Origin of the sequence: Pseudomonas sp. P5_152 (assembly GCF_033989915.1) — a bacterium.
In the GTDB taxonomy this organism is placed as follows: domain Bacteria; phylum Pseudomonadota; class Gammaproteobacteria; order Pseudomonadales; family Pseudomonadaceae; genus Aquipseudomonas.
This window is the reverse complement of the sequence record NZ_JASFAH010000002.1, coordinates 2,740,296-2,766,100: the sequence shown is the minus strand read 5'-3', so window position 1 is coordinate 2,766,100 and position 25,805 is coordinate 2,740,296. Positions and strand designations below refer to the sequence as shown.

24 protein-coding genes are annotated in these 25,805 nt (G+C 62.2%); 17 read left to right on the top strand and 7 right to left on the bottom strand.

What is annotated here, in order from left to right; genetic code table 11:
- Positions 1 to 15: 15 nt before the first annotated feature.
- Positions 16 to 768 carry a DUF2059 domain-containing protein gene (locus tag QMK50_RS12670; RefSeq protein ID WP_095164665.1) on the bottom strand — a complete coding sequence of 251 codons (753 nt, stop codon included), beginning with the start codon at positions 766 to 768 and terminating at the stop codon, positions 16 to 18.
- A 132-nt stretch (positions 769 to 900) separates the two neighbouring features.
- Between QMK50_RS12670 and QMK50_RS12665 the strand changes: the two genes are divergently transcribed.
- Both QMK50_RS12665 and QMK50_RS12660 read left to right on the top strand, forming a co-directional pair.
- On the top strand, positions 901 to 1,533 hold the full coding sequence (locus tag QMK50_RS12665; RefSeq protein WP_162530217.1) for a 2OG-Fe(II) oxygenase: 633 nt from the start codon (positions 901 to 903) through the stop codon (positions 1,531 to 1,533).
- 2 nt (positions 1,534 to 1,535) lie between these two features.
- Positions 1,536 to 2,021 (top strand): DUF523 domain-containing protein, encoded by a 486-nt coding sequence (locus tag QMK50_RS12660; protein ID WP_320334514.1) that lies wholly within the window; start codon positions 1,536 to 1,538, stop codon positions 2,019 to 2,021.
- 76 nt (positions 2,022 to 2,097) lie between these two features.
- On the opposite strand, the gene QMK50_RS12655 is transcribed toward QMK50_RS12660, so the two are convergent.
- Complete coding sequence (locus tag QMK50_RS12655; RefSeq protein ID WP_095164661.1) at positions 2,098 to 2,871, bottom strand: transporter substrate-binding domain-containing protein; 774 nt, start codon at positions 2,869 to 2,871, stop codon at positions 2,098 to 2,100.
- A gap of 132 nt (positions 2,872 to 3,003) precedes the next feature.
- Here QMK50_RS12655 and QMK50_RS12650 point away from each other — a divergent pair, with 132 nt between their 5' ends.
- Positions 3,004 to 3,426, top strand: a complete 423-nt coding sequence (locus QMK50_RS12650; protein ID WP_320333226.1) for a DUF4399 domain-containing protein — start codon at positions 3,004 to 3,006, stop codon at positions 3,424 to 3,426.
- Positions 3,427 to 3,485: 59 nt separating this feature from the next.
- Here the strand turns inward: QMK50_RS12650 and serA are convergent, their stop codons facing one another.
- Positions 3,486 to 4,715 carry a phosphoglycerate dehydrogenase gene (serA, locus tag QMK50_RS12645; RefSeq protein ID WP_095164654.1) on the bottom strand — a complete coding sequence of 410 codons (1,230 nt, stop codon included), beginning with the start codon at positions 4,713 to 4,715 and terminating at the stop codon, positions 3,486 to 3,488.
- A 206-nt stretch (positions 4,716 to 4,921) separates the two neighbouring features.
- Here serA and QMK50_RS12640 point away from each other — a divergent pair, with 206 nt between their 5' ends.
- From QMK50_RS12640 to QMK50_RS12630, 3 genes are all read left to right on the top strand, one after another.
- A complete protein-coding gene (locus QMK50_RS12640; RefSeq protein ID WP_095164653.1) occupies positions 4,922 to 6,316 on the top strand; it encodes an FAD-binding oxidoreductase in 1,395 nt (464 codons plus the stop codon).
- Between the two features lie 40 nt (positions 6,317 to 6,356).
- Positions 6,357 to 7,022, top strand: a complete 666-nt coding sequence (locus QMK50_RS12635; protein ID WP_320333225.1) for a fumarylacetoacetate hydrolase family protein — start codon at positions 6,357 to 6,359, stop codon at positions 7,020 to 7,022.
- A 185-nt stretch (positions 7,023 to 7,207) separates the two neighbouring features.
- The gene (locus tag QMK50_RS12630) at positions 7,208 to 8,122 is read left to right on the top strand and encodes an SdiA-regulated domain-containing protein (RefSeq protein ID WP_320333224.1); all 915 of its coding nucleotides are present in this window, start codon (positions 7,208 to 7,210) and stop codon (positions 8,120 to 8,122) included.
- 85 nt (positions 8,123 to 8,207) lie between these two features.
- On the opposite strand, the gene rpiA is transcribed toward QMK50_RS12630, so the two are convergent.
- Positions 8,208 to 8,879 carry a ribose-5-phosphate isomerase RpiA gene (gene rpiA, locus QMK50_RS12625; protein ID WP_320333223.1) on the bottom strand — a complete coding sequence of 224 codons (672 nt, stop codon included), beginning with the start codon at positions 8,877 to 8,879 and terminating at the stop codon, positions 8,208 to 8,210.
- 145 nt (positions 8,880 to 9,024) lie between these two features.
- On the opposite strand from rpiA, the gene ilvA reads away from it, so the two are divergent.
- Both ilvA and QMK50_RS12615 read left to right on the top strand, forming a co-directional pair.
- Entirely contained in the window at positions 9,025 to 10,539 is a 1,515-nt protein-coding gene (ilvA, locus tag QMK50_RS12620) for a threonine ammonia-lyase, biosynthetic (RefSeq protein WP_095164649.1), read from the top strand.
- A 39-nt stretch (positions 10,540 to 10,578) separates the two neighbouring features.
- Positions 10,579 to 11,004 carry a DUF2269 family protein gene (locus tag QMK50_RS12615; protein ID WP_095164648.1) on the top strand — a complete coding sequence of 142 codons (426 nt, stop codon included), beginning with the start codon at positions 10,579 to 10,581 and terminating at the stop codon, positions 11,002 to 11,004.
- Positions 11,005 to 11,586: 582 nt separating this feature from the next.
- On the opposite strand, the gene QMK50_RS12610 is transcribed toward QMK50_RS12615, so the two are convergent.
- On the bottom strand, positions 11,587 to 12,243 hold the full coding sequence (locus tag QMK50_RS12610) for an HAD family hydrolase (RefSeq protein WP_320333222.1): 657 nt from the start codon (positions 12,241 to 12,243) through the stop codon (positions 11,587 to 11,589).
- A gap of 143 nt (positions 12,244 to 12,386) precedes the next feature.
- Here QMK50_RS12610 and QMK50_RS12605 point away from each other — a divergent pair, with 143 nt between their 5' ends.
- A complete protein-coding gene (locus QMK50_RS12605; RefSeq protein ID WP_095083604.1) occupies positions 12,387 to 12,866 on the top strand; it encodes an RNA pyrophosphohydrolase in 480 nt (159 codons plus the stop codon).
- Positions 12,867 to 12,888: 22 nt separating this feature from the next.
- Positions 12,889 to 15,168, top strand: a complete 2,280-nt coding sequence (gene ptsP, locus QMK50_RS12600) for a phosphoenolpyruvate--protein phosphotransferase (protein ID WP_095164646.1) — start codon at positions 12,889 to 12,891, stop codon at positions 15,166 to 15,168.
- 136 nt (positions 15,169 to 15,304) lie between these two features.
- Here the strand turns inward: ptsP and QMK50_RS12595 are convergent, their stop codons facing one another.
- Entirely contained in the window at positions 15,305 to 16,051 is a 747-nt protein-coding gene (locus QMK50_RS12595) for an NRDE family protein (protein ID WP_320333221.1), read from the bottom strand.
- A gap of 136 nt (positions 16,052 to 16,187) precedes the next feature.
- On the opposite strand from QMK50_RS12595, the gene QMK50_RS12590 reads away from it, so the two are divergent.
- The 3 genes from QMK50_RS12590 to QMK50_RS12580 all read left to right on the top strand — a co-directional run bounded on the left by QMK50_RS12590 (position 16,188) and on the right by QMK50_RS12580 (position 18,897).
- Complete coding sequence (locus QMK50_RS12590; protein WP_095164642.1) at positions 16,188 to 16,970, top strand: sulfite exporter TauE/SafE family protein; 783 nt, start codon at positions 16,188 to 16,190, stop codon at positions 16,968 to 16,970.
- 82 nt (positions 16,971 to 17,052) lie between these two features.
- The gene (lgt, locus tag QMK50_RS12585) at positions 17,053 to 17,868 is read left to right on the top strand and encodes a prolipoprotein diacylglyceryl transferase (RefSeq protein WP_159998460.1); all 816 of its coding nucleotides are present in this window, start codon (positions 17,053 to 17,055) and stop codon (positions 17,866 to 17,868) included.
- 57 nt (positions 17,869 to 17,925) lie between these two features.
- Positions 17,926 to 18,897: a thymidylate synthase gene (locus QMK50_RS12580; protein ID WP_095164639.1), complete on the top strand. Its 972-nt coding sequence runs from the start codon at positions 17,926 to 17,928 to the stop codon at positions 18,895 to 18,897.
- A gap of 126 nt (positions 18,898 to 19,023) precedes the next feature.
- Here QMK50_RS12580 and cadR read toward each other — a convergent pair whose 3' ends face one another.
- Positions 19,024 to 19,473, bottom strand: a complete 450-nt coding sequence (gene cadR, locus QMK50_RS12575; protein WP_095164637.1) for a Cd(II)/Pb(II)-responsive transcriptional regulator — start codon at positions 19,471 to 19,473, stop codon at positions 19,024 to 19,026.
- Between the two features lie 85 nt (positions 19,474 to 19,558).
- Between cadR and QMK50_RS12570 the strand changes: the two genes are divergently transcribed.
- From QMK50_RS12570 to QMK50_RS12555, 4 genes are all read left to right on the top strand, one after another.
- Positions 19,559 to 21,829, top strand: coding sequence for a heavy metal translocating P-type ATPase (locus tag QMK50_RS12570; protein ID WP_320333220.1), 2,271 nt, complete (start codon positions 19,559 to 19,561; stop codon positions 21,827 to 21,829).
- A 16-nt stretch (positions 21,830 to 21,845) separates the two neighbouring features.
- Positions 21,846 to 22,709: a LysR family transcriptional regulator gene (locus tag QMK50_RS12565; RefSeq protein ID WP_095164633.1), complete on the top strand. Its 864-nt coding sequence runs from the start codon at positions 21,846 to 21,848 to the stop codon at positions 22,707 to 22,709.
- Positions 22,710 to 22,958: 249 nt separating this feature from the next.
- Positions 22,959 to 24,035, top strand: a complete 1,077-nt coding sequence (locus QMK50_RS12560) for a putative 2-aminoethylphosphonate ABC transporter ATP-binding protein (protein WP_320333219.1) — start codon at positions 22,959 to 22,961, stop codon at positions 24,033 to 24,035.
- On the top strand, positions 24,035 to 25,759 hold the full coding sequence (locus tag QMK50_RS12555; RefSeq protein WP_320333218.1) for a putative 2-aminoethylphosphonate ABC transporter permease subunit: 1,725 nt from the start codon (positions 24,035 to 24,037) through the stop codon (positions 25,757 to 25,759). The genes QMK50_RS12560 and QMK50_RS12555 overlap by 1 nt, the downstream gene beginning before the upstream one ends.
- The last annotated feature ends 46 nt before the right edge of the window (positions 25,760 to 25,805 follow it).

The following is a 25,805-nucleotide window of genomic DNA, read 5'->3' as shown; positions in this document are numbered from 1 at the left end:
TGCCGGCATCGACCTTTACTGATTCAGGTTCGAGGTGCTTTGGCCTACGGCCAGGCCTGCGCGGATCGCGGCCAGTGCTGCCTGGTAATACGCCTGGCCTTCGGCCGATTCGGCAAAGCTGGCGAACTCTTCCAGTTCCGCGTCCGATAGGTCGCGATAGACATACAGCAGGGTGTTGTTCAGGTCGCTGCCGATCTGTTCCATCAGGCGCTGGCGCTGGCCGTTCAACATGCTCTGGGCCTGACCGCCGCCGAGCAGGCCGGGAATCATCTGGCTCAGGCTGTCCGCCGCCACGCCGGCGATCGCCAGGCTGACCTCGGCACCGGCTTCACGGGCCGGCAGTGCACGGGCCAGATGACCAATGATCAACTGACGGGTGTCGCTGGCTTCGATTTTCGGCAGGCCCTTGGCGTTCTTCGCCAGTTGGTCGCGCCGGGTCGCCAGCAGTTCGGCGGCAATGATCTTGCGACCCAGCGGCGATTGGAAAAACCCCAGCGCGGGCTTGGGGTCGGCGAGGTTCTTGCGCAATTGCGCTTCGGCCCGACGATCCATGGCCTGCGGCGCAAAACGCTGATTGCTGTTATTGACCAGCGCCTGGAACACCGCCGGCGGCAAGCTGCTTTGGTAGCGTTGCTGGGCGGCGCTGAGGGCATCGCTAAAATGCGCTCGCTGGTCGGGCCAACCGGCGACCTTGTACAACTGGTCGTGGCCGTCTGCCCAGGAGGGGAAAGTGCAGAGCATCAACAGTGAAAAAAGCAAACGGCGCATAAGGACTCCTGTCGGCAGGCGACTATTCTCCGGGGCCAGACACAGGTTGTCGAGAATTCGTATCATGTTCATCAGCTTATCCGACGATCCTCCGCTATGTGGTGCTGTCGGATTTGCTGGCGCAGGAATACTATGCGCGCCATGCAAATACCCTCCGATCACCCGCTGCTGTTACGTATCGTGGACGACCTCGCTGTGCGCGGCTGGTCGCAGCAGCCCATTTTCCTGCCTCAGGTTCTGACCGGAGCACTGGCGGCTGAGTGCCGTAAACGTGCGGCCGAAGGTGAACTGGCGCCGGCGGCCGTCGGGCGCGGGCCGTTTTCGGAGATTCGCGAGGGTATCCGTGGCGATCACATCCAGTGGCTGGAACCGGGCCAGGTCGAGGCGTGCGACCTTTACCTGGGCTTGATGGACAGCCTGCGCGAAGCCATGAATCGCGGCCTGTACCTGGGCCTTGAGGATTTCGAAAGCCATTTCGCGCTGTACCCACCTGGGGCGTTCTACCTCAAGCATGTCGACCGCTTTCGCGACGATGACCGGCGCATGGTTTCGGCGGTGATCTACCTCAACGACGCTTGGCTGCCGGAGCATGGCGGTCAGTTGCGCATGTACCTGGAGGAGGGCATGGAGCACGATGTGGTACCCATCGGTGGTTGCCTGGTGGTATTCCTGTCGGGTGAAGTGCCCCACGAAGTCCTGCCCGCGACCCGCGATCGCCTGTCATTGACCGGCTGGTTTCGTCGTCGCGGTAACGAGTTGTTCTGATGATGCAGAAAATCCTGGTCAGCCGCTGCCTGCTCGGCCACCGCGTACGTTACGACGGTGGGGCCAGCGGCCCGTTCGATCAATTGCAGCAGTGGATCGCCGAAGGGCGGGTGGTCGCGTTGTGCCCGGAAGTCGCCGGTGGCTTGCCCACGCCACGGGCGGCGGCGGAGATTCCCGGCGGTCAGGGTGCGCAGGTGCTGGACGGTCACGCTCGGGTGATCACCACTGAAGGCGAGGATGTCAGCGCCGAGTTCCTGTCAGGTGCACAGCAGGCCCTGGCGCTGGTGCAGCAGCACGCCATCCGGATCGCCGTGCTCAAGGCCAACAGCCCGTCCTGCGGCAATCTGCTGACGTATGACGGGACCTTCAGCGGGGTCAAGGTCAGCGGTGAAGGCGTCACCGCAGCCCTGCTGACCCGGCATGGGGTGCAGGTGTTCAGCGAGCTGCAACTGGCTGAAGCTGCGGCTGCGCTGGCTGGCCTTGCCTGACGGGCTGTGCAGATTCGCTGTGGGAGCGCGCCGGGCGGCGTTCCGTCTGCTTGCTCCCACAAGGCCCCATCGACAATTAAGGTTTTGGCGGCTGGGTCGCGTCCATGCCGAACCATTTTTCCGACAGCGCCATCAGGCGCCCATCTTTCTTGATCCGTTGCAGGGCCTGGTCGAGGCTGGCCTGGAAGGCCGGGTTGCCCTTCTGGAAGGGTATCGCCAGGCTCAGGGTCGGGCCGACCTTGGCGCCTTCCTTGACCGGCAGCCGGCTGTCGCGGATGGCATAGGGGATCAGCAGGCGATCGCTGATGGCGGCGTCGAGTTGTTTGTCGGCCACGTCCTTGAGGGGCTGCTGCGCGTCGGGGTAGCTGTGCAGGTCGATGCCTTCGACGCTGCGGGCCTGGTCGACGAACTGGCTGCCTTGCGCCACGCCCAGGGCCTTGCCGTTGAGGGCCAGGAGGGAGCCAAGCGGACGTTGTTCTTCCTGGCGCACGATCAGTTGTGCACTGGAATAGCTGTAAGGTTCGCTGAAATCGAAACGATCCTTGAGTTCCGGGGTCAGTGCTATGTGATTGATGGCGATGTCGTACTTGCCGCTCTCGACGCCTGGCAGCAGGTCCGTGGAATCGGTCACCACGAAGTCGGCGCGTACATCCAGTTCCCTGGCCAGCAGTTGGCCGAGCTCGACTTCGAAGCCGGTAAGCCGGCCGTCATCCTTGAAGTTGAACGGCGGGGTGTCGGCTTCCAGCGCAATGCGCAGTTCGCCACGGTCGTTTACATCGTCAATCAGTTCAGCATGAGCCAATGGGCTCACAAGGGGCAGCAACAGTATCAGGCCAGGCAAAAAGCGCATGGTCACTCCTTGAATTCGTTATGTGCGGCGCGCTGCTGCGGCGCGCTTTGCTATGGTGTTGAGGTCCTTCGACAACGAATCGCCACGAAGTTGTCACACTCATAAAGATTAAGCGTAAAACTGGAGAAAAGAATGAAAACCTTTATGTCACGTGCTGTTTTGGCCAGTCTGTTACTCGGTGCTTCTATGATGGCCAGCGCTGCGACCCCCGCCCCGGCTGGGGCCAAGGCGTTTATCGTCACCCCGGAAAATGGCGCCACCGTGGACAAGACCTTCAAGGTCAAGTTCGGCATTGAAGGCGTAGCGCTGGCTCCGGCGGGCGATGTCACCAAAAACACCGGCCACCACCACCTGCTGATCGATACCGGCCCGATCGCCGCAGGCCAGGTGATTCCGGCCGACGCCCAGCACGTGCATTTCGGCAAGGCCCAGACCGAAACCGAACTGACCCTGACTCCCGGCACACACACCTTGCAGCTGGAGTTGGGCGACAAAAATCACATGGCCTTCGAGCCACCGATCATTTCGGAAAAAATCACTGTGACGGTGAAGTAATCCGTCCAGGCATAAAAAAGGGAGCCCCGCGGGGCTCCCTTTTTATTGACGCTTGAGCGTTAGAACAACACGCGGCAACGAATGGTGCCGTTGATGTGTTGCAGCTTCTCCTGCGCCAGGTCCGAGTACTCGGCGTCGACGTCGATCACGACGTAGCCGACTTTCTCGTTGGTCTGCAGGAACTGACCGGAAATGTTGATGCCGTTTTCGGCGAAGACCTTGTTGATCTCGCTCATCACACCCGGGATGTTCTCGTGGATGTGCAGCAGGCGGTGCTTGCCAGGGTGAGCCGGCAGGGCCACTTCCGGGAAGTTGACCGAGGACACCGACGTACCGTTGTCGCTGTACTTGACCAGCTTCTCGGCCACTTCCAGGCCGATGTTGGCTTGCGCTTCAGCGGTGGAGCCGCCGATGTGCGGGGTCAGGATCACGTTGTCCAGGCCACGCAGCGGGCTTTCGAACTCTTCGTCGTTGGAGCGTGGCTCCACCGGGAATACGTCGATGGCGGCGCCGATCAGGTGCTTGTCCTTGATCGCTGCGGCCAGGTGGTCCAGTTCGACCACGGTGCCGCGTGCGGCGTTGATCAGGATGCCGCCCTTCTTGATGGCGCGGATTTCCTTCTCGCCGATCATCCACTGGGTCGCAGCGGTTTCCGGAACGTGCAGGGTGACGATGTCGGACATGCCCAACAGCTCGTGCAGGTTGCCGACCTGGGTGGCGTTACCCAGTGGCAGCTTGGTCACGGTGTCGTAGAAGTAAACCTGCATGCCGAGGCCTTCAGCCAGCACCGACAGTTGAGTGCCGATCGAACCGTAGCCGACGATACCCAGCTTCTTGCCCCGGATTTCGAAGGAGTTGGCCGCACTCTTGATCCAACCGCCACGGTGGCAGGAGGCGTTCTTCTCCGGGATGCCGCGCAGCAGCAGGATCGCTTCGGCCAGCACCAGCTCGGCAACGGAGCGGGTGTTGGAGTACGGCGCGTTGAACACGGCGATACCGCGTTCGCGGGCAGCGTTCAAATCCACCTGGTTGGTGCCGATGCAGAAACAGCCGACGGCGACCAGCTTCTTCGCGTGATCGAAGATCTCTTCGGTCAGTTGAGTGCGTGAGCGAATGCCGATGAAGTGCGCATCAGCGATCTTTTCCTTCAACTGGGCTTCCGGCAGAGAACCGGTGAGGTACTCGATGCTGGTGTAGCCAGCCGACTTGAGAACGTCGACAGCCGATTGGTGGACGCCTTCGAGAAGAAGGAACTTGATCTTGCTCTTATCGAGAGAAGTCTTGCTCATCTGCGTAAACCTGTATCCCGGAGAAAAATGGCAGGGAGGGGAGCAGCCCAGAGCTGACCCGAACGGCAGGAACGCCGTCACCGCAGAACAGCCTTTGGGCACTACCCTGCGGGGTCGGTATGCTAGCATATGCACCCCGCTAAACACTCATTCCTGCGACGTGAAGCGTTCTCAGGATGACCATGAATTGTTCGAGAGTTCTTTCGATGACCAATCCTGCCCTGATTGATGAGCTGAAGACCCTGGTTGAGCCTGGCAAGGTGTTGACCGACGCCGACTCCCTGAATGCTTACGGTAAGGATTGGACCAAGCATTTCGCCCCGGCCCCGACGGCTATCGTGTTCCCCAAGACCACCGAGCAGGTCCAGGCCATCGTGCGCTGGGCCAACCAGCACAAGGTTGCCCTGGTGCCGTCCGGCGGACGTACCGGGCTGTCGGCTGCTGCGGTGGCCGCCAATGGCGAAGTGGTGGTTTCGTTCGACTACATGAACCAGATCCTCGATGTGAACCTGACTGATCGCACCGTGGTGTGCCAGCCAGGCGTGGTCACCGAGCATCTGCAGAACGTGGCTGAAGAAAAGGGCCTGTATTACCCGGTGGACTTCGCCTCGGCCGGTTCCAGTCAGATTGGTGGCAATATCGGCACCAATGCCGGCGGGATCAAGGTCATTCGCTACGGCATGACCCGCAACTGGGTGGCGGGCATGAAAGTGGTCACCGGCAAGGGCGACCTGCTGGAGTTGAATCGCGACCTGATCAAGAACGCCACCGGCTACGACATGCGCCAGCTGTTCATCGGCGCCGAAGGTACCCTGGGTTTTGTGGTCGAAGCGACCATGCGCCTGGATCGCGCGCCGAAAAACCTCACTGCGATGGTCCTCGGCACCACCGATTTCGATTCGATCATGCCGGTGCTGCACGCCTTCCAGAGCAAGCTGGACCTGACCGCCTTCGAGTTTTTCTCCGACAAGGCCCTGGCCAAGGTCCTCGCTCGTGGCGACGTGCCTGCGCCATTCGAGTCAGAATGCCCGTTCTACGCGCTGCTGGAATTCGAAGCGACCACCGAGGAAGTGGCCAACCACGCCCTGGAAACCTTCGAACACTGCGTTGAACAGGGCTGGGTGCTCGATGGCGTGATGAGCCAGAGCGAATCCCAACTGCAAAACCTGTGGAAACTGCGCGAGTACATCTCCGAGACCATTTCTCACTGGACTCCGTACAAGAACGACATTTCGGTCACTGTGTCGAAAGTCCCGGCATTCCTGAAGGAAATCGACGCGATCGTCGGCAAACACTACCCGGACTTCGAAATCGTCTGGTTCGGCCACATCGGCGACGGCAACCTGCACCTGAACATCCTCAAGCCGGAAAACCTGAGCAAGGACGAGTTCTTTGCCAAGTGCGCGACGGTCAACAAGTGGGTGTTTGAAACCGTCGAGAAATACAACGGCTCGATCTCGGCCGAACACGGCGTGGGCATGACCAAGCGCGATTACCTGACCTACAGCCGTTCGCCGGTGGAAATCGAGTACATGAAAGCCGTCAAGGCAGTATTCGACCCGAATGGCATCATGAACCCGGGCAAGATCTTCGCTGTTTGAAGGTGCGGTACCTGAAGAATCCCTAAGGCAGGAGGCGGTAATGAGCTATCAGCACCAGTATGTCGACGGTACCCGTATTCATTTCCCACTGGGGAAAGTGGTGTGCATCGGGCGCAACTACGCCGAACACGCCAAGGAACTGGATAACCCGGTACCGACCGAGCCGTTGTTGTTCATCAAGCCGGGCAGTTGCGTGGTGCCGCTGGAAGGTGGTTTTGTGATTCCGACCGAGCGCGGCTCGGTGCATTACGAGGCGGAAATCGCCGTATTGATCGGCAAACCCTTGTCGACCAAGCCAAGCCGTGAAGAAGTGCTGGATGCAATCTCCGGGTTCGCCCCGGCCCTGGACCTGACCCTGCGCGACAAGCAGGCCGAGCTCAAGGCCAAGGGGCTGCCGTGGGAAATCGCCAAGTCGTTCGACGGTGCCTGTGTGCTGGCGCCGTTCGTGGTCAGCAGCACCTTTGCCGACCTGACTGATATCGGCATTCGCCTGACCATCAATGGCGAAGTCCGCCAGGACGGTAACAGCAGTGCCATGCTCAACCCGATCGTGCCGATGATCCAGCACATGGCCGGCTGCTTCTCGCTGCAGGCCGGCGACGTGATCCTCACCGGTACGCCGGTGGGCGTCGGCCCGCTGAATGTCGGGGATGAACTGGTCCTGGAACTGCCGGGTGCCGGCAGCTTCGCCAGCAGCGTGCGCTGATCGGCACAGCACTGAACCTGTGGGAGCGGGCTTGCCCGCGATAGCGGTGTATCTGACACATTGATGCTGAATGTGCCTACGCCATCGCGGGCAAGCCCGCTCCCACAGGGTCTTCCTATGCCATTAAGCTTGAATTCATCAACGCGTGATATTTCATCCGCCCGATTGCTTTTTGAGCTCGCCCCATGCGCCGACTTGCCCGCCCCAAGCCCCTTGCCCTGATCGTGTTGATCGCCGCCTTGCTGGCGTTGGCCATGCTGGGCCAGTACTACCGCCTTTACGAGCGCAGCTGGTTCAACCTGCAAGCCTGGTTGCACCCGGCCGGTGAGCATTCGATGGCGCTCAACGACTATCGAGTAGTGATCGAGGCGAAGCCGATCGAAGGCCTGGACGATGACGTCTCGGCCTTGACCTTTGATCCGGTGCGCAAAAGCCTGTTCACCGTCACCAACAAGAATTCCGAACTGGTCGAGATGTCCCTCGACGGGCGCATCCTGCGCCGGGTCGCGCTGATCGGCTTTGGCGACCCGGAAGCCGTGGAGTTCATCAGCGCCGACACCTACGTGATCAGTGATGAGCGCCAGCAACGGCTGATCAAGATTCATCTCGAAGACGACACCACCTTCCTCGACGCCGCAGATGCCGAGCAGATGACCCTGGGCGTGCACATGACCCGCAATAAGGGGTTCGAAGGCCTGGCCTACGACTCCAAGGGCAAGCGCTTGTTTGTCGCCAAGGAACGCGACCCGATGCTGATCTATGAAGTGCAGGGTTTCCCCCATTACAACCCGGAGAAATCCTACGCCGTGCACGTGATCAACAATCCCAAGCGTGATGCCGGGCTGTTTGTGCGTGATCTCTCGAGCCTGCAATACGATGAGCGCAGCGGCCATTTACTGGCGCTGTCGGACGAGTCGTTCCTGGTGTTGGAGCTGGATATCGACGGGCGGCCGTTAAGCACCATGTCGTTGAACAAGGGGCGTCAGGGCCTGCAAAAGACCGTGCCGCAAGCGGAGGGGATCGCCATGGATGACGACGGGGCCTTGTACCTGGTGAGCGAGCCGAACCTGTTCTACGTCTTCAAGAAGCCCAATCCGTAGGAGCAAGCTTGCTCGCGATGAGGCCGGCACTGCCAACATCCATGGTGCCTGGCATACCGCTATCGCGAGCAGGGTGGCGCCTGCCTCAGGCCTTGAGGATCTTCACGCCTTCGCTGGTGCCCAGCAGCAACAAGTCCGCCGGACGGGCGGCGAACAGGCCGTTGGTGACCACGCCGACTATGGCGTTGATCTGCTGCTCCAGCTCCACCGGGTTGGTGATCTGCATGTTGAAGACGTCGAGGATGATGTTGCCGTTGTCGGTCAACACGCCTTCACGGTACACCGGGTCGCCGCCCAGTTTCACCAGCTCGCGAGCCACGTGGCTGCGGGCCATTGGGATCACTTCGACCGGCAGTGGGAAATTGCCCAGCACCGGCACCAGCTTGCTCGCGTCGGCGATGCAGATGAAGGTCTTGGCCACGGCCGCAACGATCTTCTCGCGGGTCAGGGCAGCGCCGCCGCCCTTGATCAGGTTCAGGTGCTCGTCACTTTCATCGGCACCGTCGACGTAGAACTCCAGGTCGCTGACCGTATTGAGCTCATACACCGGGATCCCGTGGCCCTTGAGGCGCGCGGCGGTGGCTTCGGAGCTGGCGACCGCGCCGTCGAAGGCGCCCTTGTGCTGGGCCAGGGCGTCGATGAAGCAGTTGGCGGTGGAGCCGGTGCCGACCCCGACGATGCTCTTGTCGTCGAGTTTGGGAAGGATGAAATCGACGGCGGCCTGCGCCACTGCCTGTTTGAGTTGATCCTGGGTCATGCGGGCTCCGAGGTGCCATGAGGGGGACAGAAGGCCGGCATTATAGCGCCATGGCCGGCTAAAACCTCTGCATTCGTGTGGTCGCCCGGGCAAAAGCCGGGTTAGACTCCGTGGTCCTGCCCAACCCGCTCAGTGATGCTTTCCGATGCTTGAACAGTACGTCAAAAAGATCCTCACCTCGCGCGTTTATGACGTTGCCGTAGAAACCCCTTTGCAGACTGCCCGCCAGCTCTCCGAGCGGCTGGGCAACAAGATCTGGCTCAAGCGCGAAGACTTGCAGCCGGTGTTCTCGTTCAAGATTCGCGGCGCTTACAACAAGCTGACCCAGTTGACCGACGAAGAGCGCGCGCGCGGCGTGGTCACCGCCTCGGCGGGCAACCACGCGCAAGGCCTGGCCCTGGCGGCCAAGGTGCTGGGGGTCAAGGCGACCATCGTGATGCCCAAGACCACCCCGGAGATCAAGGTCGAAGGCGTGCGTTCGCGCGGCGGCAAAGTAGTGCTGCACGGGGATTCGTTCCCAGAGGCCCTGGCCTATTCGCTGAAGCTGGTCGACGAAAAAGGCTACGTCTACATTCACCCCTACGATGATCCGCACACCATTGCCGGGCAGGGCACGGTGGCCATGGAAATCCTGCGCCAGCATCCGGGTCCGCTGGACGCGATCTTCGTGCCGGTGGGCGGTGGCGGCCTGATCGCCGGGATCGCGGCCTACGTCAAATACCTGCGCCCGGACATCAAGATCATCGGCGTCGAGCCGGATGACTCCAATTGCCTGCAAGCGGCCATGGCCGCCGGCGAGCGGGTGGTGCTGCCGACCGTGGGGATCTTTGCCGACGGTGTTGCCGTGGCGCAGATCGGCCAGCACACCTTCGATATCTGCAAAGACTATGTCGATGAAGTGATCACCGTCAGCACCGATGAAATCTGCGCGGCGATCAAGGACATCTACGACGACACCCGCTCGATCACCGAGCCGGCCGGCGCCCTGGGCGTAGCCGGGATCAAGAAGTACGTCGAATTGCGCGGCGTCACCGGGCAGACCCTGGTGGCCATCGACTCCGGCGCCAACGTCAATTTCGATCGCCTGCGCCATGTGGCCGAGCGCGCCGAACTGGGCGAGGGCCGCGAAGCCATTATCGCGGTGACCATTCCGGAGCAGCCGGGCAGCTTCAAGGCGTTCTGCGAAGCCATCGGCAAGCGCCAGATCACCGAATTCAACTACCGCTACAACACCGGCAGTGAGGCGCACATCTTTGTCGGCGTGCAGACCCATCCGGAGAACGATCCGCGCAGTGCGCTGATCGCCAGCCTGAGCGAGCAGGGTTTCCCGGTGCTCGACCTGACCGACAACGAACTGGCCAAGTTGCACATTCGCCACATGGTCGGCGGTCGTGCGGCCCACGTGGTCGATGAAGTGATCCTGCGTTTCGAATTTCCGGAACGCCCGGGCGCGCTGTTCAACTTCCTCAACAAGCTCGGTGGGCGCTGGAACATCTCGATGTTTCACTACCGTAACCACGGCGCAGCCGACGGCCGAGTGGTCGCGGGCCTGCAGGTGCCGCACGACGAGCGCCACCTGGTGCCGGCGGCGTTGGCGGAAATCGGCTACCCGTATTGGGATGAAAGCGACAATCCGGCCTACCAGCTGTTTCTGGGCTGAACGGCTACGCTGATGCACAGGACCTGAGGGAATTGACGTATGGAAACTTTAACCGCGCTGAAAATGGCTCATATGGTGGCAACCGTGTTGCTGCTGGCCGGTGCTCTGGGCCTGGCGGTCTGGGTCTGGCGGACCCAGCGCAATGGTGATGCCACGGCGCCGGTGCGCACCTTGCAACGGCCACGGCTGTTCGTCTGGCTGCTGATGGGCCTGGCGCTGCTGAGCATGCCGTTCACCGGCTGGTGGATGGTGCACCTGATTGGTTGGCCGCTGGGGCAAACCTGGTTGCTGGCCTCCAGTGTGCTCTACACCGTGGCGGCGCTGAGTGGTTTCTGGTTGCTGGCGCGGCTCAACCGCCAGCGCACGGCGCCGGTTGGTAGCGGCAGATTCACCTTTGCCCTGGCGTTGGTCAGCTTGGTCAGCTTGATCGCGATTGCCGGCTTGATGGGTGCCAAGCCGGTTTAGCAGCTTGGTACCGAGGTGACCCTAATCGCGGGCAAGCCCGCTCCCACAGGTTTTGCCGAGTGGCATAGATTGCATGCACACCCAAGCCCCCTGTGGGAGCAGGCTTGCCCGCGATGGCATTCTCAGTCGCGCAACGAAATCACCGGCCAACCCCGCTCCCACAGGTTTTGTCGGGTGGCATAGATTGCATGCACACCCAAGCCCCCTGTGGGAGCAGGCTTGCCCGCGATGGCATTCTCAGTCGCGCAACGAAATCACCGGCCAACCCCGCTCCCACAGGTTTTGTCGGGTGGCATAGATTGCATGCACACCCAAGCCCTCTGTGGGAGCGGGCTTGCCCGCGATGGCATTCTCAGTCGCGCAGCGAAATTACCGGCCAACCCCGCTCACACAGGTTTTGTCGGGTGGCATAGATTGCATACACACCCAAGCCCCCTGTGGGAGCGGGCTTGCCCGCGATGGCATTCTCAGTCGCGCAGCGAAATTACCGGGCAAGCTCGCTCCCACAGGTTTTGTCGGGTGGCATAGATTGCATGCACACCCAAGCCCCTTGTGGGAGCGGGCTTGCCCGCGATGGCATTCTCAGCCGCGCAACGAAATCACCGGCCAACCACGCTTCTCGGCTTCGGCCCGCAGATTCGGGTCCGGATCAACCGCCACCGGGTTGGTCACTTGCTCCAGCAGCGGCAGATCATTCATCGAGTCGCTATAGAAATAACTGCCTTCCAGCGACAACCCAGTCTCCTCCAGCCAACGATTCAAGCGCGTCACCTTGCCTTCGCGAAAGCACGGTACATCGGTGCTGCGCCCGGTGTAGCGGCCCTCGTGCATTTCGCATTCGGTGGCGATCAGGGTTTCCACCCCCAGGTGCTCGGCAATCGGTGCGGTGACGAAACGGTTGGTGGCGGTGATGATTACCAACTTGTCGCCGGCGGCGCGGTGCTTGGCCAGCAGTTCCACAGCCTTGGGCAGCATGAGCGGCTCGATGCAGTCGCGCATGAAGTCGCGGTGCCATTCATCGAGCTGGGCCATCTCGGTGCGGCCGAGGATTTCCAGGCAGAAGTTCAAGTACGCGGCATTGTCCAGCTTACCGGCCAGGTAATCCTGGTAGAACTCGTCGTTGCGCGCTTTGTACGCGATGGGGTCGAGGATCTCCCGTTCACACAGGTAATCGCCCCATGCGTGATCGCTGTCACCGCCCAAAAGTGTGTTGTCCAGATCGAATAAAGCCAGGCGCATTGCAGTTACCCGCTGATAAGTCAGTAAAAAGGGGTTAAGAATACGGTCTTTTCACAAGAGTGCACATAAGGTAGGAAGCTTCGTTGCCGCCTTCACAACCTTTGTGGAACAATGCGGCGACATGCGTTTGCGAGGTTGTTGCCGTGATCGACCCCGATGGTTTCCGCCCCAATGTGGGGATCATTCTGACGAATGATGCCGGCCAGGTGCTATGGGCTCGCCGTATCAATCAAGATGCCTGGCAGTTTCCTCAAGGTGGAATCAACCCTCAGGAGACGCCGGAAGACGCCTTGTATCGCGAGCTGAACGAAGAAGTCGGCCTGGAGCGCGAAGATGTTGAAATTCTCGCCTGCACGCGCGGCTGGTTGCGCTATCGTTTGCCGCAACGTCTGGTCCGTACCCACAGCCAACCGCTGTGCATCGGCCAGAAACAGAAATGGTTTCTCCTGCGCCTGGTCTCCAACGAGCAGCGGGTGCGGATGGATTTGACCGGTAAACCGGAATTCGATGGCTGGCGTTGGGTCAGTTATTGGTATCCGTTGGGCCAGGTGGTGACATTCAAGCGCGAGGTTTATCGCCGCGCTCTCAAAGAGCTTGCCCCGCGCCTTCTAACGCGCGACTGACGACGGAGTTCGACCCCGAGCCATGCTCAATACGCTGCGCAAGATCGTCCAGGAAGTTAACTCCGCCAAGGATCTCAAGGCGGCGTTGGGCATTATTGTATTGCGCGTCAAAGAGGCCATGGGCAGCCAGGTCTGCTCGGTCTACCTGCTCGACCCCGAGACCAACCGTTTTGTGCTGATGGCCACCGAGGGCTTGAACAAGCGCTCGATCGGCAAGGTCAGCATGGCGCCCAACGAAGGCCTGGTGGGCCTGGTGGGCACGCGTGAAGAACCGTTGAACCTGGAAAACGCCGCCGACCACCCGCGCTATCGCTACTTCGCCGAGACCGGTGAAGAGCGTTATGCCTCGTTCCTCGGCGCGCCGATCATTCACCACCGCCGCGTTGTCGGCGTCCTGGTCATCCAGCAAAAAGAGCGGCGGCAGTTCGATGAGGGTGAAGAAGCCTTCCTCGTGACCATGAGCGCCCAGCTCGCCGGCGTAATCGCCCACGCCGAGGCCACCGGTTCGATCCGCGGTCTGGGGCGCCAGGGCAAGGGCATCCAGGAAGCCAAGTTCGTCGGCGTCCCGGGTTCGCCAGGCGCTGCGGTCGGTACCGCGGTGGTCATGCTGCCACCGGCGGACCTCGATGTGGTGCCGGACAAGACCATCACCGACATCGACGCCGAGCTGGGCCTGTTCAAGACCGCCATCGAAGGCGTGCGCGCCGACATGCGGGCCTTGTCGGCCAAGCTGGCGACCCAGTTGCGCCCGGAAGAGCGCGCGCTGTTCGACGTCTACCTGATGATGCTCGACGATGCTGCGCTGGGCAGCGAAGTCACCACCGTGATCAAGACCGGCCAATGGGCCCAGGGCGCGTTGCGCCAGGTGGTCACCGATCACGTCAACCGTTTTGAACTGATGGACGACGCCTACCTGCGTGAGCGGGCCTCGGACGTCAAGGATCTCGGCCGCCGCCTGCTGGCTTACCTGCAGGAAGAGCGCCAGCAAAACCTGGTCTACCCGGAAAAGACTATTCTGGTCAGCGAAGAACTGACGCCGGCAATGCTCGGCGAGGTGCCGGAAGGCACGCTGGTCGGCCTGGTCTCGGTCCTGGGTTCCGGCAACTCCCACGTCGCGATCCTGGCGCGAGCCATGGGCATCCCGACGGTGATGGGCCTGGTCGACCTGCCGTATGCCAAGGTCGATGGCATCGAATTGATCGTCGACGGCAATCGGGGCGAGGTCTACACCAACCCCAGCGACGTGTTGCGCAAGCAATTCGCCGAGGTGGTCGAAGAAGAGAAGCAACTGGCACTGGGGCTCGACTCCCTGCGCGACCTGCCCTGCGTGACCCTCGACGGCCACCGCATGCCGCTGTGGGTCAACACCGGCCTGCTGGCGGACGTGGCACGGGCGCAGAAGCGCGGCGCCGAAGGGGTGGGCCTGTATCGCACTGAAGTGCCGTTCATGATCAATCAACGGTTCCCTAGCGAAAAGGAGCAGTTGGCGATCTATCGCGAGCAACTCGCCGCCTTCCACCCGCAACCGGTGACGATGCGCAGCCTGGACATCGGCGGCGATAAGTCACTGTCGTACTTCCCGATCAAGGAAGACAACCCGTTCCTCGGCTGGCGCGGGATTCGCGTCACCCTCGACCACCCGGAAATCTTCCTGGTCCAGACCCGCGCCATGCTCAAGGCCAGTGAAGGCCTGAACAATTTGCGCATTCTCCTGCCGATGATCTCCGGCACCCACGAACTCGAAGAAGCCCTGCACCTGATTCACCGTGCCTGGGGCGAAGTGCGCGACGAAGGCACCGATGTGCCGATGCCGCCCGTGGGCGTGATGATCGAGATTCCGGCGGCGGTCTACCAGACCAAGGAATTGGCACGGCAGGTGGACTTCCTGTCAGTCGGCTCCAACGACCTGACCCAGTACCTGCTGGCCGTGGACCGCAATAACCCGCGGGTAGCGGACCTGTACGACTACATGCACCCAGCGGTGCTGCAGGCCCTGCAGACCGTGGTGCGCGATGCCCACGCCGAAGGCAAGCCGGTGAGTATTTGCGGCGAGATGGCCGGCGACCCGGCTGCGGCCGTGCTGTTGATGGCGATGGGTTTTGACAGCCTGTCGATGAACGCCACCAACCTGCCGAAAGTGAAGTGGATGCTGCGCCAGATCAACCTCAGCTGGGCCAAGGACCTGCTGGCCGAGCTGATGACCATCGACAACCCGCAAGTTATCCACAGCTCGCTGCAACTGGCGCTGAAGAACCTCGGCCTGGCGCGGATGACCAATCCGGCGGCGATCAAGCCTCTCTGAACCTGCGGCGGTGTCATCGTGGGCAAGCCCGCTCCCACAGGGTCTGGTGTTGATCACAAAATAGTGGGCCTACACAAATCCACTGTGGGAGCGGGTTTGCCCGCGATGGGGCCAGTCCAGGCAACACCACACCACCTCAAAGCCTGATCTGCACTTCCCCAAGATGCCCGCCATACGGCCCGAAACTGCGCTCCACCATCACCCGTGAACCATCCGCCTGGACAATCAGCGCGGTACTCGCGCGCGTGCCGTAGGTGGTACTGGCAATAAACACGCTGGACAGCAGGCTCTCGGTCGCCAGCCCGACCCCGGTATCCGGCAAGTCACCGAACGGTGCCGTCTGTGGATCGCCCAGCAAAGCCAGCAGCGCTTGCGGCTGCGGATCATCGAGTACTTCGCTCAGCGCCGCCTTGGCCTTGAGCAGCTTGGGCCAGGGGGTATCGAGCCCGGCGTTGGACACACCGTAGACTCCGGCCGTCAGTTGGTGCGGCGCGGTCTCTTGCGCGTTGTAGTGCCAGAGTTCCTGGCGATTGCCGATCAGCAGGTTAAAGCCGGCATACTCCAGCGATCTGCCGACAACATCGGCCAAATACTGGTCTATGGGCAATTCGCCGGTGAGAAACCGCGCCACCAGTTCGCCACGGGATTTGCGCGCCGGCGGCTGGTGCGGATTGCGGATGTTGGTCAGGGCGGCAAAACGTCCGTCTGCGCCAATGCCCAGCCAAGTGCCTCCGGCCTCCAGGTCGCGCCCGGCATGCACCTGTGGCGCTTCGGGCCATGCCGCCAGCGGCAGGCTGGGGCGGGCATAGAACTCGTCACGGTTGGCCGCGACGATCAGGGGAGTGGCATGGTCCGGGCGCCAGGCAAAAACAATCAGGCACATAAGGTGGTCCTTGTGTGTTTTTCTGCCCACTGTACGCAGACATCGCTCATCGATCCATCGTCATCCACAGTGGAGCCTGGGGCCCCGCATCCGTTACCATGCGGCTGCTTTTTTTGCGAAGCGGACAAGGACGATCATGGAATTTTTGCTCTATTTGCTGCTGGGCGCCTGTGCAGGCGTGCTGGCCGGGCTGTTTGGGGTGGGTGGCGGGATCATCATCGTGCCGGTGTTGGTGTTCAGCTTCACCTTGCAGGGTTTTGATGCGTCGGTGCTGACCCACCTGGCCGTCGGCACTTCGCTGGCCACCATCATATTCACCTCGATCAACGCGGTGCGTGAACACCAGCGCAAAGGCGCGGTGCGCTGGCCGATTTTTGCCTGGATGACCCTGGGGATCCTGCTCGGGGCCGGCTTCGGCGCGCTGACCGCCGAGGCGATCTCCGGTCCGCACCTGCAGAAGATCATTGGTGTGTTTGCCCTGGTGATCGCCGTGCAGATGGCCCTGGAGCTCAAGCCCAAGGCCAGTCGAACGGTTCCCGGCAAGTTCGGCCTGACCGTGGCCGGTAGCGTGATTGGCTGGGCCTCGGCGATCTTCGGGATTGGTGGCGGCTCGCTGACCGTGCCATTTCTGACCTGGCGCAGTGTGCCGATGCAGCAGGCCGTGGCGACGTCGTCCGCCTGCGGGTTGCCGATCGCCTTGGCAAGTGCATTAAGTTTCATGATTCTGGGCTGGCATGATCCCCTGTTGCCCGCTCATAGTCTGGGTTTCGTTTATTTGCCGGCGCTGCTGGGCATTGCCCTGACCAGCATGGTCTTCGCCCGCTTTGGCGCGCGACTGGCCCACCGGTTGTCGCCGCGATTGCTGAAAAGGCTGTTTGCCGCTTTGCTGCTGTGCGTGGGCACCAGTTTCCTGCTCTGAGGCAGGGCGCAATCCTGGCTTAATCTCGGCGTGGCAGGGTCGCGCCAGGAATTTTAGGTTTCAACTCTAACGAGGAGTCGCAATGCTGCCTTACCCGCAGATTGACCCGGTGGCCCTGGCCATTGGCCCGCTGAAAATCCACTGGTACGGCCTGATGTACCTGGTCGGCATCGGCGGTGCCTGGCTGTTGGCGTCACGCAGGTTGAACCGCTTCGATCCGACCTGGACCAAGGAAAAACTCTCCGACATGGTCTTCTGGATGTCGATGGGCGTGATCGTCGGCGGCCGCCTGGGGTATGTGCTGTTTTACGACCTGAGTGCCTACCTCGCCAACCCGACCTTGATTTTCGAGGTGTGGAAGGGCGGCATGTCGTTCCACGGTGGTTTCATCGGCGTGATGCTGGCGGCCTTGTGGTTCGGCAAAAAGAACGGCAAGTCGTTCTTCCAGCTAATGGACTTCGTCGCCCCGATGGTGCCAATCGGCCTGGGTGCCGGGCGGATCGGTAACTTCATCAACGCCGAGTTGTGGGGCAAGCCGACCGACGTGCCGTGGGCCATGGTCTTCCCGTCGTTTAGCGACCCGGCCCAGCTGGCGCGCCACCCGTCGCAGCTGTACCAGTTCGCCCTCGAAGGCGTGGCGTTGTTCGCCATCCTCTGGCTGTTCTCGCGCAAGCCGCGGCCGACCATGGCGGTCTCCGGGATGTTCGCGCTGTTCTACGGTATCTTCCGCTTTATCGTCGAGTTCTACCGCGTGCCGGACGCCCAGTTGGGCTACCTGGCGTGGAACTGGCTGACCATGGGCCAAGTATTGTGCATCCCGATGATCGTTGGCGGACTGTTCCTGATCTGGCTGGCCTATCACCGCGCACCCAAGGCACCGGCTGTCCCGGCCGCTTGACGCTTTATATTCGAAGCGCAGGGCCGCGAGCCCTGCCTTCAAGGACACAGGTAATACATGAAGCAATATCTCGATCTGGTCGCCCACGTCATCAAGAACGGCACCAAGCAAGCCAACCGCACCGGCGTCAACACCATCAGCTTCCCCGGTGCGATGCTGCGCTATGACCTGAAAGAAGGTTTTCCGGCGATCACCACCCGCAAGATGGCCTTCAAGTCGGCCATCGGCGAGATGTGCGGTTTTCTGCGCGGGGTCAACAACGCCGCCGAGTTCCGCGCCCTGGGCTGTAAGGTCTGGGACCAGAATGCCAACGAAAACGCGCAGTGGCTGGCCAACCCGTTCCGCCAGGGCGCAGACGACCTGGGCGAGATCTACGGTGTGCAATGGCGCAAGTGGCCGGCGTACAAGCAGATCCCCCTGAGCAACCCGGCCGCCATCGAGCAGACCCTGGCCCAGGGTTACCGGCAGATTGCCGAAGGCGAAGAAGACGGCCAGGCCTACGTGGTGCTGTACAAGGCCATCGACCAGGTTCGCCAGTGCGTCGATACCATCATCAAGGACCCGGGCAGCCGGCGTATCCTGTTCCACGGCTGGAACGTCGCCCAGCTCGATGAAATGGCCCTGCCGCCGTGCCACTTGCTGTACCAGTTCCACCCGAATGTCGAGACCAAAGAGATCTCTTTGACCCTCTACATCCGCTCCAACGACCTGGGCCTGGGCACGCCGTTCAACCTAACCGAAGGCGCCGCGTTGCTGAGCCTGATCGGTCGCCTGACCGGTTACACACCGCGCTGGTTCACCTATTTCATCGGCGATGCCCACGTCTACGAAAACCACCTGGACATGCTCAACGAACAGCTCAAGCGCGAGCCGTTCCCGATGCCGCACCTGAAAATCGCCGATCGTGTGCCGGAGTTCGCCAAGACCGGGGTGTACCAGCCGGAGTGGCTGGAACTGATCGAGCCGGGTGATTTCTCGCTGGAAGGTTACGAACACCACGCGCCGATGACCGCGCCAATGGCGGTCTGACAAGCAATACGCAACACCCCTGTGGGAGCGGGCTTGCCCGCGATGGGGCCGGCACAGCCAACATTTTTGGCCCCTGACCCACCGCCATCCCGGGCAAGCCCGGTTCCACAGTGTTTTGTGGTGTTCCTAGTGGCCGTGGCTGCGGCCTACGTGGGAATGTTCGACTTCCGTTGCAACCACTCCACCACTCACTTCCAGGCGCTGCAAGATCCCGCACTGTTCGATATCCGGCCCTTCGCTGCAGCGTTGGCGCAGGTCGATGAGTTGCGCCTGCAGGGCGAGCAAGCCGTCGATCCGTGCCTTGACGTGGTGGATGTGTTCGTCGATCAGCGCATTCACGCTTTCGCACTGATCCTGCGGACTGTCGCGCAAGCCCAGCAGGCTGCGGATTTCTTCGAGGGTCATGTCCAGGGTGCGGCAGTTGCGGATGAAGGTCAGGCGCTCGGCATGGGCCTGGGTGTAGACGCGGTAGTTGCCGTCGCTGCGGGCCGGTTCTGGCAGCAGGCCTTCACGCTCGTAGTAGCGGATGGTTTCGACGGCGCAATCGGTCAGTTTCGCCAGTTCTCCGATCTTCATCGCGACAATCTCCAAATGGGTGCTTGACCCTATAGTGGCTACAGGGTCTTTACTTGGCAACAGGCACCTACATGGACGCGACCTGATGAGCGATTCCCAGCACACCCACAAACCCGGTACTGCGCATGAGCACAATCATGGGGCAACACTTCAGCCGGTAAAAAAACACGACCACGCCAGCCACGCCGGCTCCTGCTGCTCCAGCGCCGCAGCGCCGGCACTGGTGCGGATCAGCGAGGCGCCCACCGACGGTGCGCGCCTGAGCCGTTTCCGCATCGAGGCCATGGACTGCCCGACGGAACAGACGCTGATCCAGAACAAGCTCGGTAAGCTGGCCGGCGTGCAGCAACTGGAGTTCAACCTGATCAACCGGGTGCTGGGCGTGACCCACGACCTGCCGAGCACGGCGCCGATCATCGAGGCGATCAAATCCATCGGCATGCTGGCCGAGCCGATCGAAGACGGCGCGCAGGCGGATGACAGTCGCGCGGCGCCGGTGAAAAAGCCCTGGTGGCCGCTGGCGCTCTCCGGCGTCACGGCACTGGCCGCCGAAGTGATCCACTTCACCAGCGCTGCGCCGACCTGGGTGGTGGCGCTGGTCGCGCTGGTGTCGATCCTCAGCGGCGGTCTGGGCACCTACAAAAAGGGCTGGATTGCCCTGAAGAACCTCAACCTGAACATCAATGCCCTGATGAGCATCGCGGTGACTGGTGCCGTGCTGATCGGCCAGTGGCCGGAAGCGGCGATGGTGATGTTCCTGTTTACCGTGGCCGAGTTGATCGAAGCCAAATCCCTCGACCGCGCGCGCAACGCCATCAGCGGCCTGATGCAGATGACCCCGGAACAGGTCACCGTGCAGCAGCCTGATGGTTCGTGGGTCGAACGAGAGGCTAAAAGTGTCGAACTGGGTGCGTTGGTGCGGGTACGTCCGGGTGAGCGCATTGGTCTGGACGGCGAAGTAGTTGCCGGCAACTCGACCATTGACCAGGCGCCGATTACCGGGGAAAGCCTGCCAGTCGAGAAGACGCTGGGCGATAAGGTGTTTGCCGGCACCATCAACCAGGCCGGCGCACTGGAGTACCGGGTGACCGCGGCCGCCAACAACTCGACCCTGGCGCGGATCATCCACGCCGTGGAAGAAGCCCAGGGCGCGCGTGCGCCGACCCAGCGTTTTGTCGACAGCTTCTCGAAAATCTATACCCCGGTGGTATTCGTCTTTGCCCTGGGCGTGGCGCTGATCCCACCGTTGTTCATGGGCGCGGCCTGGTTCGACTGGATTTACCGCGCGCTGGTGCTGCTGGTGGTGGCGTGCCCTTGTGCGCTGGTGATCTCCACTCCGGTAACCATCGTCAGCGGCCTGGCGGCGGCGGCGCGCAAAGGCATCCTGATCAAGGGTGGCGTGTACCTGGAGGGCGGCTACAAGCTCGACTTCCTGGCCCTGGACAAGACCGGCACCATCACCCACGGCAAGCCAGTACAAACCGACTACCTGGCACTGGACCCCACGGTCCAGAGCCGTGCCCAGGTGCTTGCCGCCAGCCTCGCCGGACGCTCCGACCACCCGGTATCGCTGGCCATCGCCAAGGCGGCTGTGGATAAACACTTGAGCCTGCTCGCTGTGGATAACTTCGCAGCCCTGGCCGGTCGCGGGGTGCGCGGCGAGATCGACGGCCAGGTCTACCACCTGGGTAATCATCGCCTGGTGGAAGAGCTGGGCTTGTGCTCGCCAGCGCTGGAAGAGCGACTCTTCGCCCTGGAAGAACAAGGCAAGACCGTGGTCCTGTTGCTTGATGCCTCGGGCCCGCTCGCCCTGTTTGCCGTCGCGGACACGGTCAAGGAGTCCAGCCGCGAGGCCATTGAGCAGTTGCACGCACTGGGGGTGAAAACCCTGATGCTGACCGGCGACAACCCGCATACGGCACGGGCGATTGCCGCCCAGGTGGGCATCGACCAGGCCCAGGGTGACTTGCTGCCGACCGACAAGCTCAAGGCGATCGAGGCCTTGTATGCCCAGGGGCACCGAGTCGGCATGGTCGGCGACGGGATCAACGACGCGCCCGCGCTGGCCCGGGCCGAGATCGGTTTTGCCATGGCGGCGGCCGGTACCGATACCGCCATCGAGACCGCTGATGTCGCCTTGATGGACGACGATCTGCGCAAGATTCCTGCGTTTATCCGCCTGTCTCGCCAGACTTCCCATATCCTCACGCAAAATATCGCCCTGGCCCTGGTCATCAAGGCGATCTTTCTTGGGGTAACCTTCTTCGGGCTGGCCACTATGTGGATGGCAGTGTTTGCCGACATGGGCGTGGCCCTGCTGGTGGTGTTCAACGGTCTGCGCCTGCTGCGCAAATAAATCAAGAGAGGCTGATGTGCTGAGTGCCGAGCTGAAGGCTTTTTACATGGTCGCGCGTTTGGGCAGTATTACCCTGGCGGCGAAAAAGCTCGGCCTGAGCCAACCTACGGTGACCACCCAGATTCGCCACCTGGAGAGCCAGTATTCGGTCGAGTTGTTCTACCGCGGCGGGCGCCGCCTGACCGTCAGCGAGGAGGGCGCGCGCCTGCTGCCCATGGTCAAGACGCTGCTGCAGCAGGAAGCCGACATCGAGTTTTTCCTGCGCAACAGTGGTCAGGTCCAGGGTGCATTGCGCATCGCGGCGACTGCGCCGTACTACATCCTCGACTTGGTGAAAACCTTCCGCGAGCGGCTGCCCCAGGTGGACGTTTCGGTGGAAATCGGCAACTCCCAGCAGGTCCTCGAAGCGTTGGAGGAGTACCGGGTGGACCTGGCCGCGTCCTCGCAACTGGTGGAAGACGCCCGCCTGATCCGCCGGGTGCTGGGCACCGACCCATTGGTGCTGGCCGTGCACCGCAACCATCCGCTGGCGGTGCACGATCACGTGCCGCTGAGCGCCTTGGCCGGGCATACCTTGTTAATGCGCGAGAGCGGCTCGACCACCCGCCGCCTGACCGAAGAATTGCTCGCCAGTGCCGGGGTGAGTTTTGGCCCCCTGCTGGAAATCGGCAGCCGCGAATCGATTCGTGAGGCGGTGCTGCGCAATATCGGCATCAGCATCATCGCCCGCCAGGAAGTGCCCCATGACCCGCAACTACGGGTGTTGAGCATCGAAAACGCGCCGCAGATCGCGGAATACCTGTATTGCCTCAAGGAGCGCAAGAACGCGCGGTTGCCGGCGGCGTTTCTTGGCTTGGCGCAGGAAATGGCCCCGGCCTGAAATCTTCATCGCCGGTACTGGCCTCATCGCGGGCAAGCCCGCTCCCACAGGGTTAGCAGTTGTTGACCGAGTTGTGTTCGGCCAAGGTCAACGGTGGGAGCGGGCTTGCCCGCGAAGACGATTGGACAGGCAACACATCACGTGAACCCAAATCCCCCAATACCACTATCAGCCGTTTTTGCCTCACTGCCACACGAACTACGCATTCGCTCCCTAGGATGGCCGACATCTGCTTGATGAGGTCCGTCCATGAACCACTCGAATGCAACTGCCCAGGTATTTCCCGGCACCCCGATGAAGGTGCGCGGTATCGAGAAGCGCTTCGGCGCATTCACCGCGCTGGATAACGTGTCGCTGGACGTGCAGGCCGGTGAGCTGGTGTGCCTGCTCGGTCCCTCGGGCTGCGGCAAGACCACCTTGTTGCGCTGCATTGCCGGCCTGGAGCGCCAGGATCGCGGCGAGTTGTACCTGGGTGATCGTGACGTATCCCTACTGGCCCCACAGGCGCGGGACTACGGGATTCTGTTCCAGTCGTACGCGCTGTTCCCCAACCTCAGCGTCGAAGCCAACATTGCCTACGGCCTGGCCGGCAGTGGCCGCGAGCAAGTGCGTCAGCGTGTGGCGCAGATGCTTGAGCTGGTGGGCCTGACCGGCAGCGAAAAGAAATACCCCGGCCAGTTGTCTGGCGGCCAGCAACAGCGCGTGGCGCTGGCTCGGGCCCTGGCGCCGGCACCTTCACTGTTGCTGCTGGACGAGCCGATGTCGGCCCTCGATGCCCGGGTTCGCGAGCATCTGTGCACTGAGTTGCGCCAGCTGCAGCGCAGCCTGGGCATCACCACCCTGATGGTGACCCACAACCAGGACGAGGCCATGCTGATGGCCGACCGCATCGCCGTGATGAACAACGGCAAGGTCGAGCAGTACGCCACCCCGCAGGAAATCTATAACCGCCCGGCTACCCCATTCGTTGCCGAGTTCGTCGGCCAGGGCAACTGGTTGCCGTTCCAGCGCAGCAGTGACAGCCACGCCCAGGTCGGCGGGATGCCCGTGCGCCTGGCCGATAACAGCGGCAAGGCAGCGTCCGGCCGGCTGTTCTGTCGTCCGGAAGCCGTCAGCGTCAACCCGCTGGTGCATGAGGAAAACCTGTTCCCGGCCAAGGTGCGCGAGATCACTTTCCTGGGCAATCGCTGCCGCATGAGCTTTGAGCTCAACCACCTGCCGGGCCATGCGTTGCTCGCCGAACTGGCGCCCGAAGCCATGCCGCGCCTCGGTGCCCAGGACATCATGGTTGCCCTGCCTCCGCGCAGCCTGCAGGTGTTTGCCTGATGAGCGCGCAGATGGCCCTGCCGATTCCGCACAAGCAGGTTCGGCAGACTTCCCGGGCCCAGATCGGCGATCGGATTTTTGTGCTCGGCGGCAAGGTCTTGCTCCTGTGCCTGCTCAGCGTCGCGGTGTTGATGCCGTTGCTGGCGATCTTCTGGCGCGGCTTCAGCAACGATGCCGGGCAGGGCGGTGGCCTGGTCGCCGCCCGCGAGCTGCTGACCAGCGCCAACTTTCACTGGTTGCTCGGTAACAGCTTGAAAGTGTCCCTCAGCGTCGCTGCCATCGTGGTCCCGCTGGCCTACCTGTTTGCCTACGCCCTGCAACGCACGTTGATTCCCGGCAAGCCTATCTGGCGCGGCCTGTCGCTGCTGCCGCTGATGGCGCCGTCGATGTTGCCGGGTATTGCGCTGGTCTACCTGTTCGGTAACCAGGGCCTGTTGCGTGGGCTGCTGTCGGACAATATCTACGGTTTTTGGGGCATCGTGCTGGGCGAGGTGATCTACACCTTTCCCCATGCCTTGATGATCCTGCTGTCGGCGCTGTCCCTGGCGGATGCGCGGCTGTTCGACGCTGCTTCGAGCATGGGCGCCAGTCCGTCCAGGGCCTTTCGCAGCATCACCTGGCCGGCGACCCGCCAGGCCGTGTTCGCCGCGTTCTGCCTGGTGTTCACCCTGACCATCACCGACTTCGGCGTACCGGTGGTGGTCGGTGGCGACTATCAGGTGTTGGCGCTGGAAGCCTACAAGGCGGTGGTCGGTCAGCAGCAATTCGGTCGCGGTGCGCTGATCGGTATGGTCCTGTTGGTGCCGGCACTGCTCAGCTTTGCGGTCGATGCCTGGTTGCGTCGCCGCCATGGCGACTCCATGAGCGGCCGGGCGCAAGTCTTTCAACCGGCGCCTTCGCGGCTGCGTGATGGCTGTTACCTGGGCATCGTGCTGGTGATCTGCGCCGTGCTGTTGCTGGTGTTCGGCATGGCGGTGTACTCCTCGCTGGTGAAATTCTGGCCGTACAACCTGTCGTTGTCGCTCAAGCACTATCAGTTTGGCGACACCGCCGGTGGTGGCTGGCTGGCCTACGGCAACAGCGTGAAGATGGCCCTGTGCACGGCGTTGATCGGCAGCGGGCTGATTTTCACCGGCGCCTACCTGATGGAAAAAACCCGTGGCCAGCGTGGCCTGAACCTGGCGCTGCGCATGCTCAGCTTCGTGCCGATGGCGGTGCCGGGGCTGGTCCTGGGCCTGGGCTACGTATTCTTCTTCAACCTCAACGGCAACCCGCTGCATGTGTTCTACGGCACCATGACCCTGCTGGTGGTGTGCACCATTGCGCACTACCTGACCACCGCCCAAATGACCGCCACCACCGCGCTGCGCCAACTCGACGCGGAGTTCGAAGCCGCCGCGCTGTCGCTCAAGGCGCCGCTGTACCGCCACTACCTGCGCGTCACCGTGCCGATCTGCCTGCCGGCGTTGCTGGACATCGTGCGCTACCTGTTCGTCTCGGCCATGACCACCGTCTCGGCGGCAATCTTCCTTTACAGCCCCGACACCATCCTGGCGGCGGTGGCGGTGCTGAACATGGATGACGCCGGCAACGTCGGCGGCGCGGCCGCCATGTCGACCCTGATCCTGTTCACCTCGGCGGGCGTGTCCTTGCTCCTGGCCTGGGCTTCGCGCGGTTTGCTGCGGCGCTCCCAGGCCTGGCGCCAGACCGCGCCCGGCAACTGAATCGACCCAACCCACAACCCTCTGATCCGCACCTGAAAGGAACCGC

Excerpts from the sequence above, each read along its gene's own strand:
- QMK50_RS12670 (WP_095164665.1), bottom strand. The coding sequence starts at position 768 with ATGCGCCGTTTGCTTTTTTCACTGTTGATGCTCTGCACTTTCCCCTCC.
- QMK50_RS12665 (WP_162530217.1), top strand. The coding sequence starts at position 901 with ATGCGCGCCATGCAAATACCCTCCGATCACCCGCTGCTGTTACGTATC.
- QMK50_RS12660 (WP_320334514.1), top strand. The coding sequence starts at position 1,536 with ATGCAGAAAATCCTGGTCAGCCGCTGCCTGCTCGGCCACCGCGTACGT.
- QMK50_RS12655 (WP_095164661.1), bottom strand. The coding sequence starts at position 2,871 with ATGCGCTTTTTGCCTGGCCTGATACTGTTGCTGCCCCTTGTGAGCCCA.
- QMK50_RS12650 (WP_320333226.1), top strand. The coding sequence starts at position 3,004 with ATGAAAACCTTTATGTCACGTGCTGTTTTGGCCAGTCTGTTACTCGGT.
- serA (WP_095164654.1), bottom strand. The coding sequence starts at position 4,715 with ATGAGCAAGACTTCTCTCGATAAGAGCAAGATCAAGTTCCTTCTTCTC.
- QMK50_RS12640 (WP_095164653.1), top strand. The coding sequence starts at position 4,922 with ATGACCAATCCTGCCCTGATTGATGAGCTGAAGACCCTGGTTGAGCCT.
- QMK50_RS12635 (WP_320333225.1), top strand. The coding sequence starts at position 6,357 with ATGAGCTATCAGCACCAGTATGTCGACGGTACCCGTATTCATTTCCCA.
- QMK50_RS12630 (WP_320333224.1), top strand. The coding sequence starts at position 7,208 with ATGCGCCGACTTGCCCGCCCCAAGCCCCTTGCCCTGATCGTGTTGATC.
- rpiA (WP_320333223.1), bottom strand. The coding sequence starts at position 8,879 with ATGACCCAGGATCAACTCAAACAGGCAGTGGCGCAGGCCGCCGTCGAT.
- ilvA (WP_095164649.1), top strand. The coding sequence starts at position 9,025 with ATGCTTGAACAGTACGTCAAAAAGATCCTCACCTCGCGCGTTTATGAC.
- QMK50_RS12615 (WP_095164648.1), top strand. The coding sequence starts at position 10,579 with ATGGAAACTTTAACCGCGCTGAAAATGGCTCATATGGTGGCAACCGTG.
- QMK50_RS12610 (WP_320333222.1), bottom strand. The coding sequence starts at position 12,243 with ATGCGCCTGGCTTTATTCGATCTGGACAACACACTTTTGGGCGGTGAC.
- ptsP (WP_095164646.1), top strand. The coding sequence starts at position 12,889 with ATGCTCAATACGCTGCGCAAGATCGTCCAGGAAGTTAACTCCGCCAAG.
- QMK50_RS12595 (WP_320333221.1), bottom strand. The coding sequence starts at position 16,051 with ATGTGCCTGATTGTTTTTGCCTGGCGCCCGGACCATGCCACTCCCCTG.
- QMK50_RS12590 (WP_095164642.1), top strand. The coding sequence starts at position 16,188 with ATGGAATTTTTGCTCTATTTGCTGCTGGGCGCCTGTGCAGGCGTGCTG.
- lgt (WP_159998460.1), top strand. The coding sequence starts at position 17,053 with ATGCTGCCTTACCCGCAGATTGACCCGGTGGCCCTGGCCATTGGCCCG.
- QMK50_RS12580 (WP_095164639.1), top strand. The coding sequence starts at position 17,926 with ATGAAGCAATATCTCGATCTGGTCGCCCACGTCATCAAGAACGGCACC.
- cadR (WP_095164637.1), bottom strand. The coding sequence starts at position 19,473 with ATGAAGATCGGAGAACTGGCGAAACTGACCGATTGCGCCGTCGAAACC.
- QMK50_RS12570 (WP_320333220.1), top strand. The coding sequence starts at position 19,559 with ATGAGCGATTCCCAGCACACCCACAAACCCGGTACTGCGCATGAGCAC.
- QMK50_RS12560 (WP_320333219.1), top strand. The coding sequence starts at position 22,959 with ATGAACCACTCGAATGCAACTGCCCAGGTATTTCCCGGCACCCCGATG.
- QMK50_RS12555 (WP_320333218.1), top strand. The coding sequence starts at position 24,035 with ATGAGCGCGCAGATGGCCCTGCCGATTCCGCACAAGCAGGTTCGGCAG.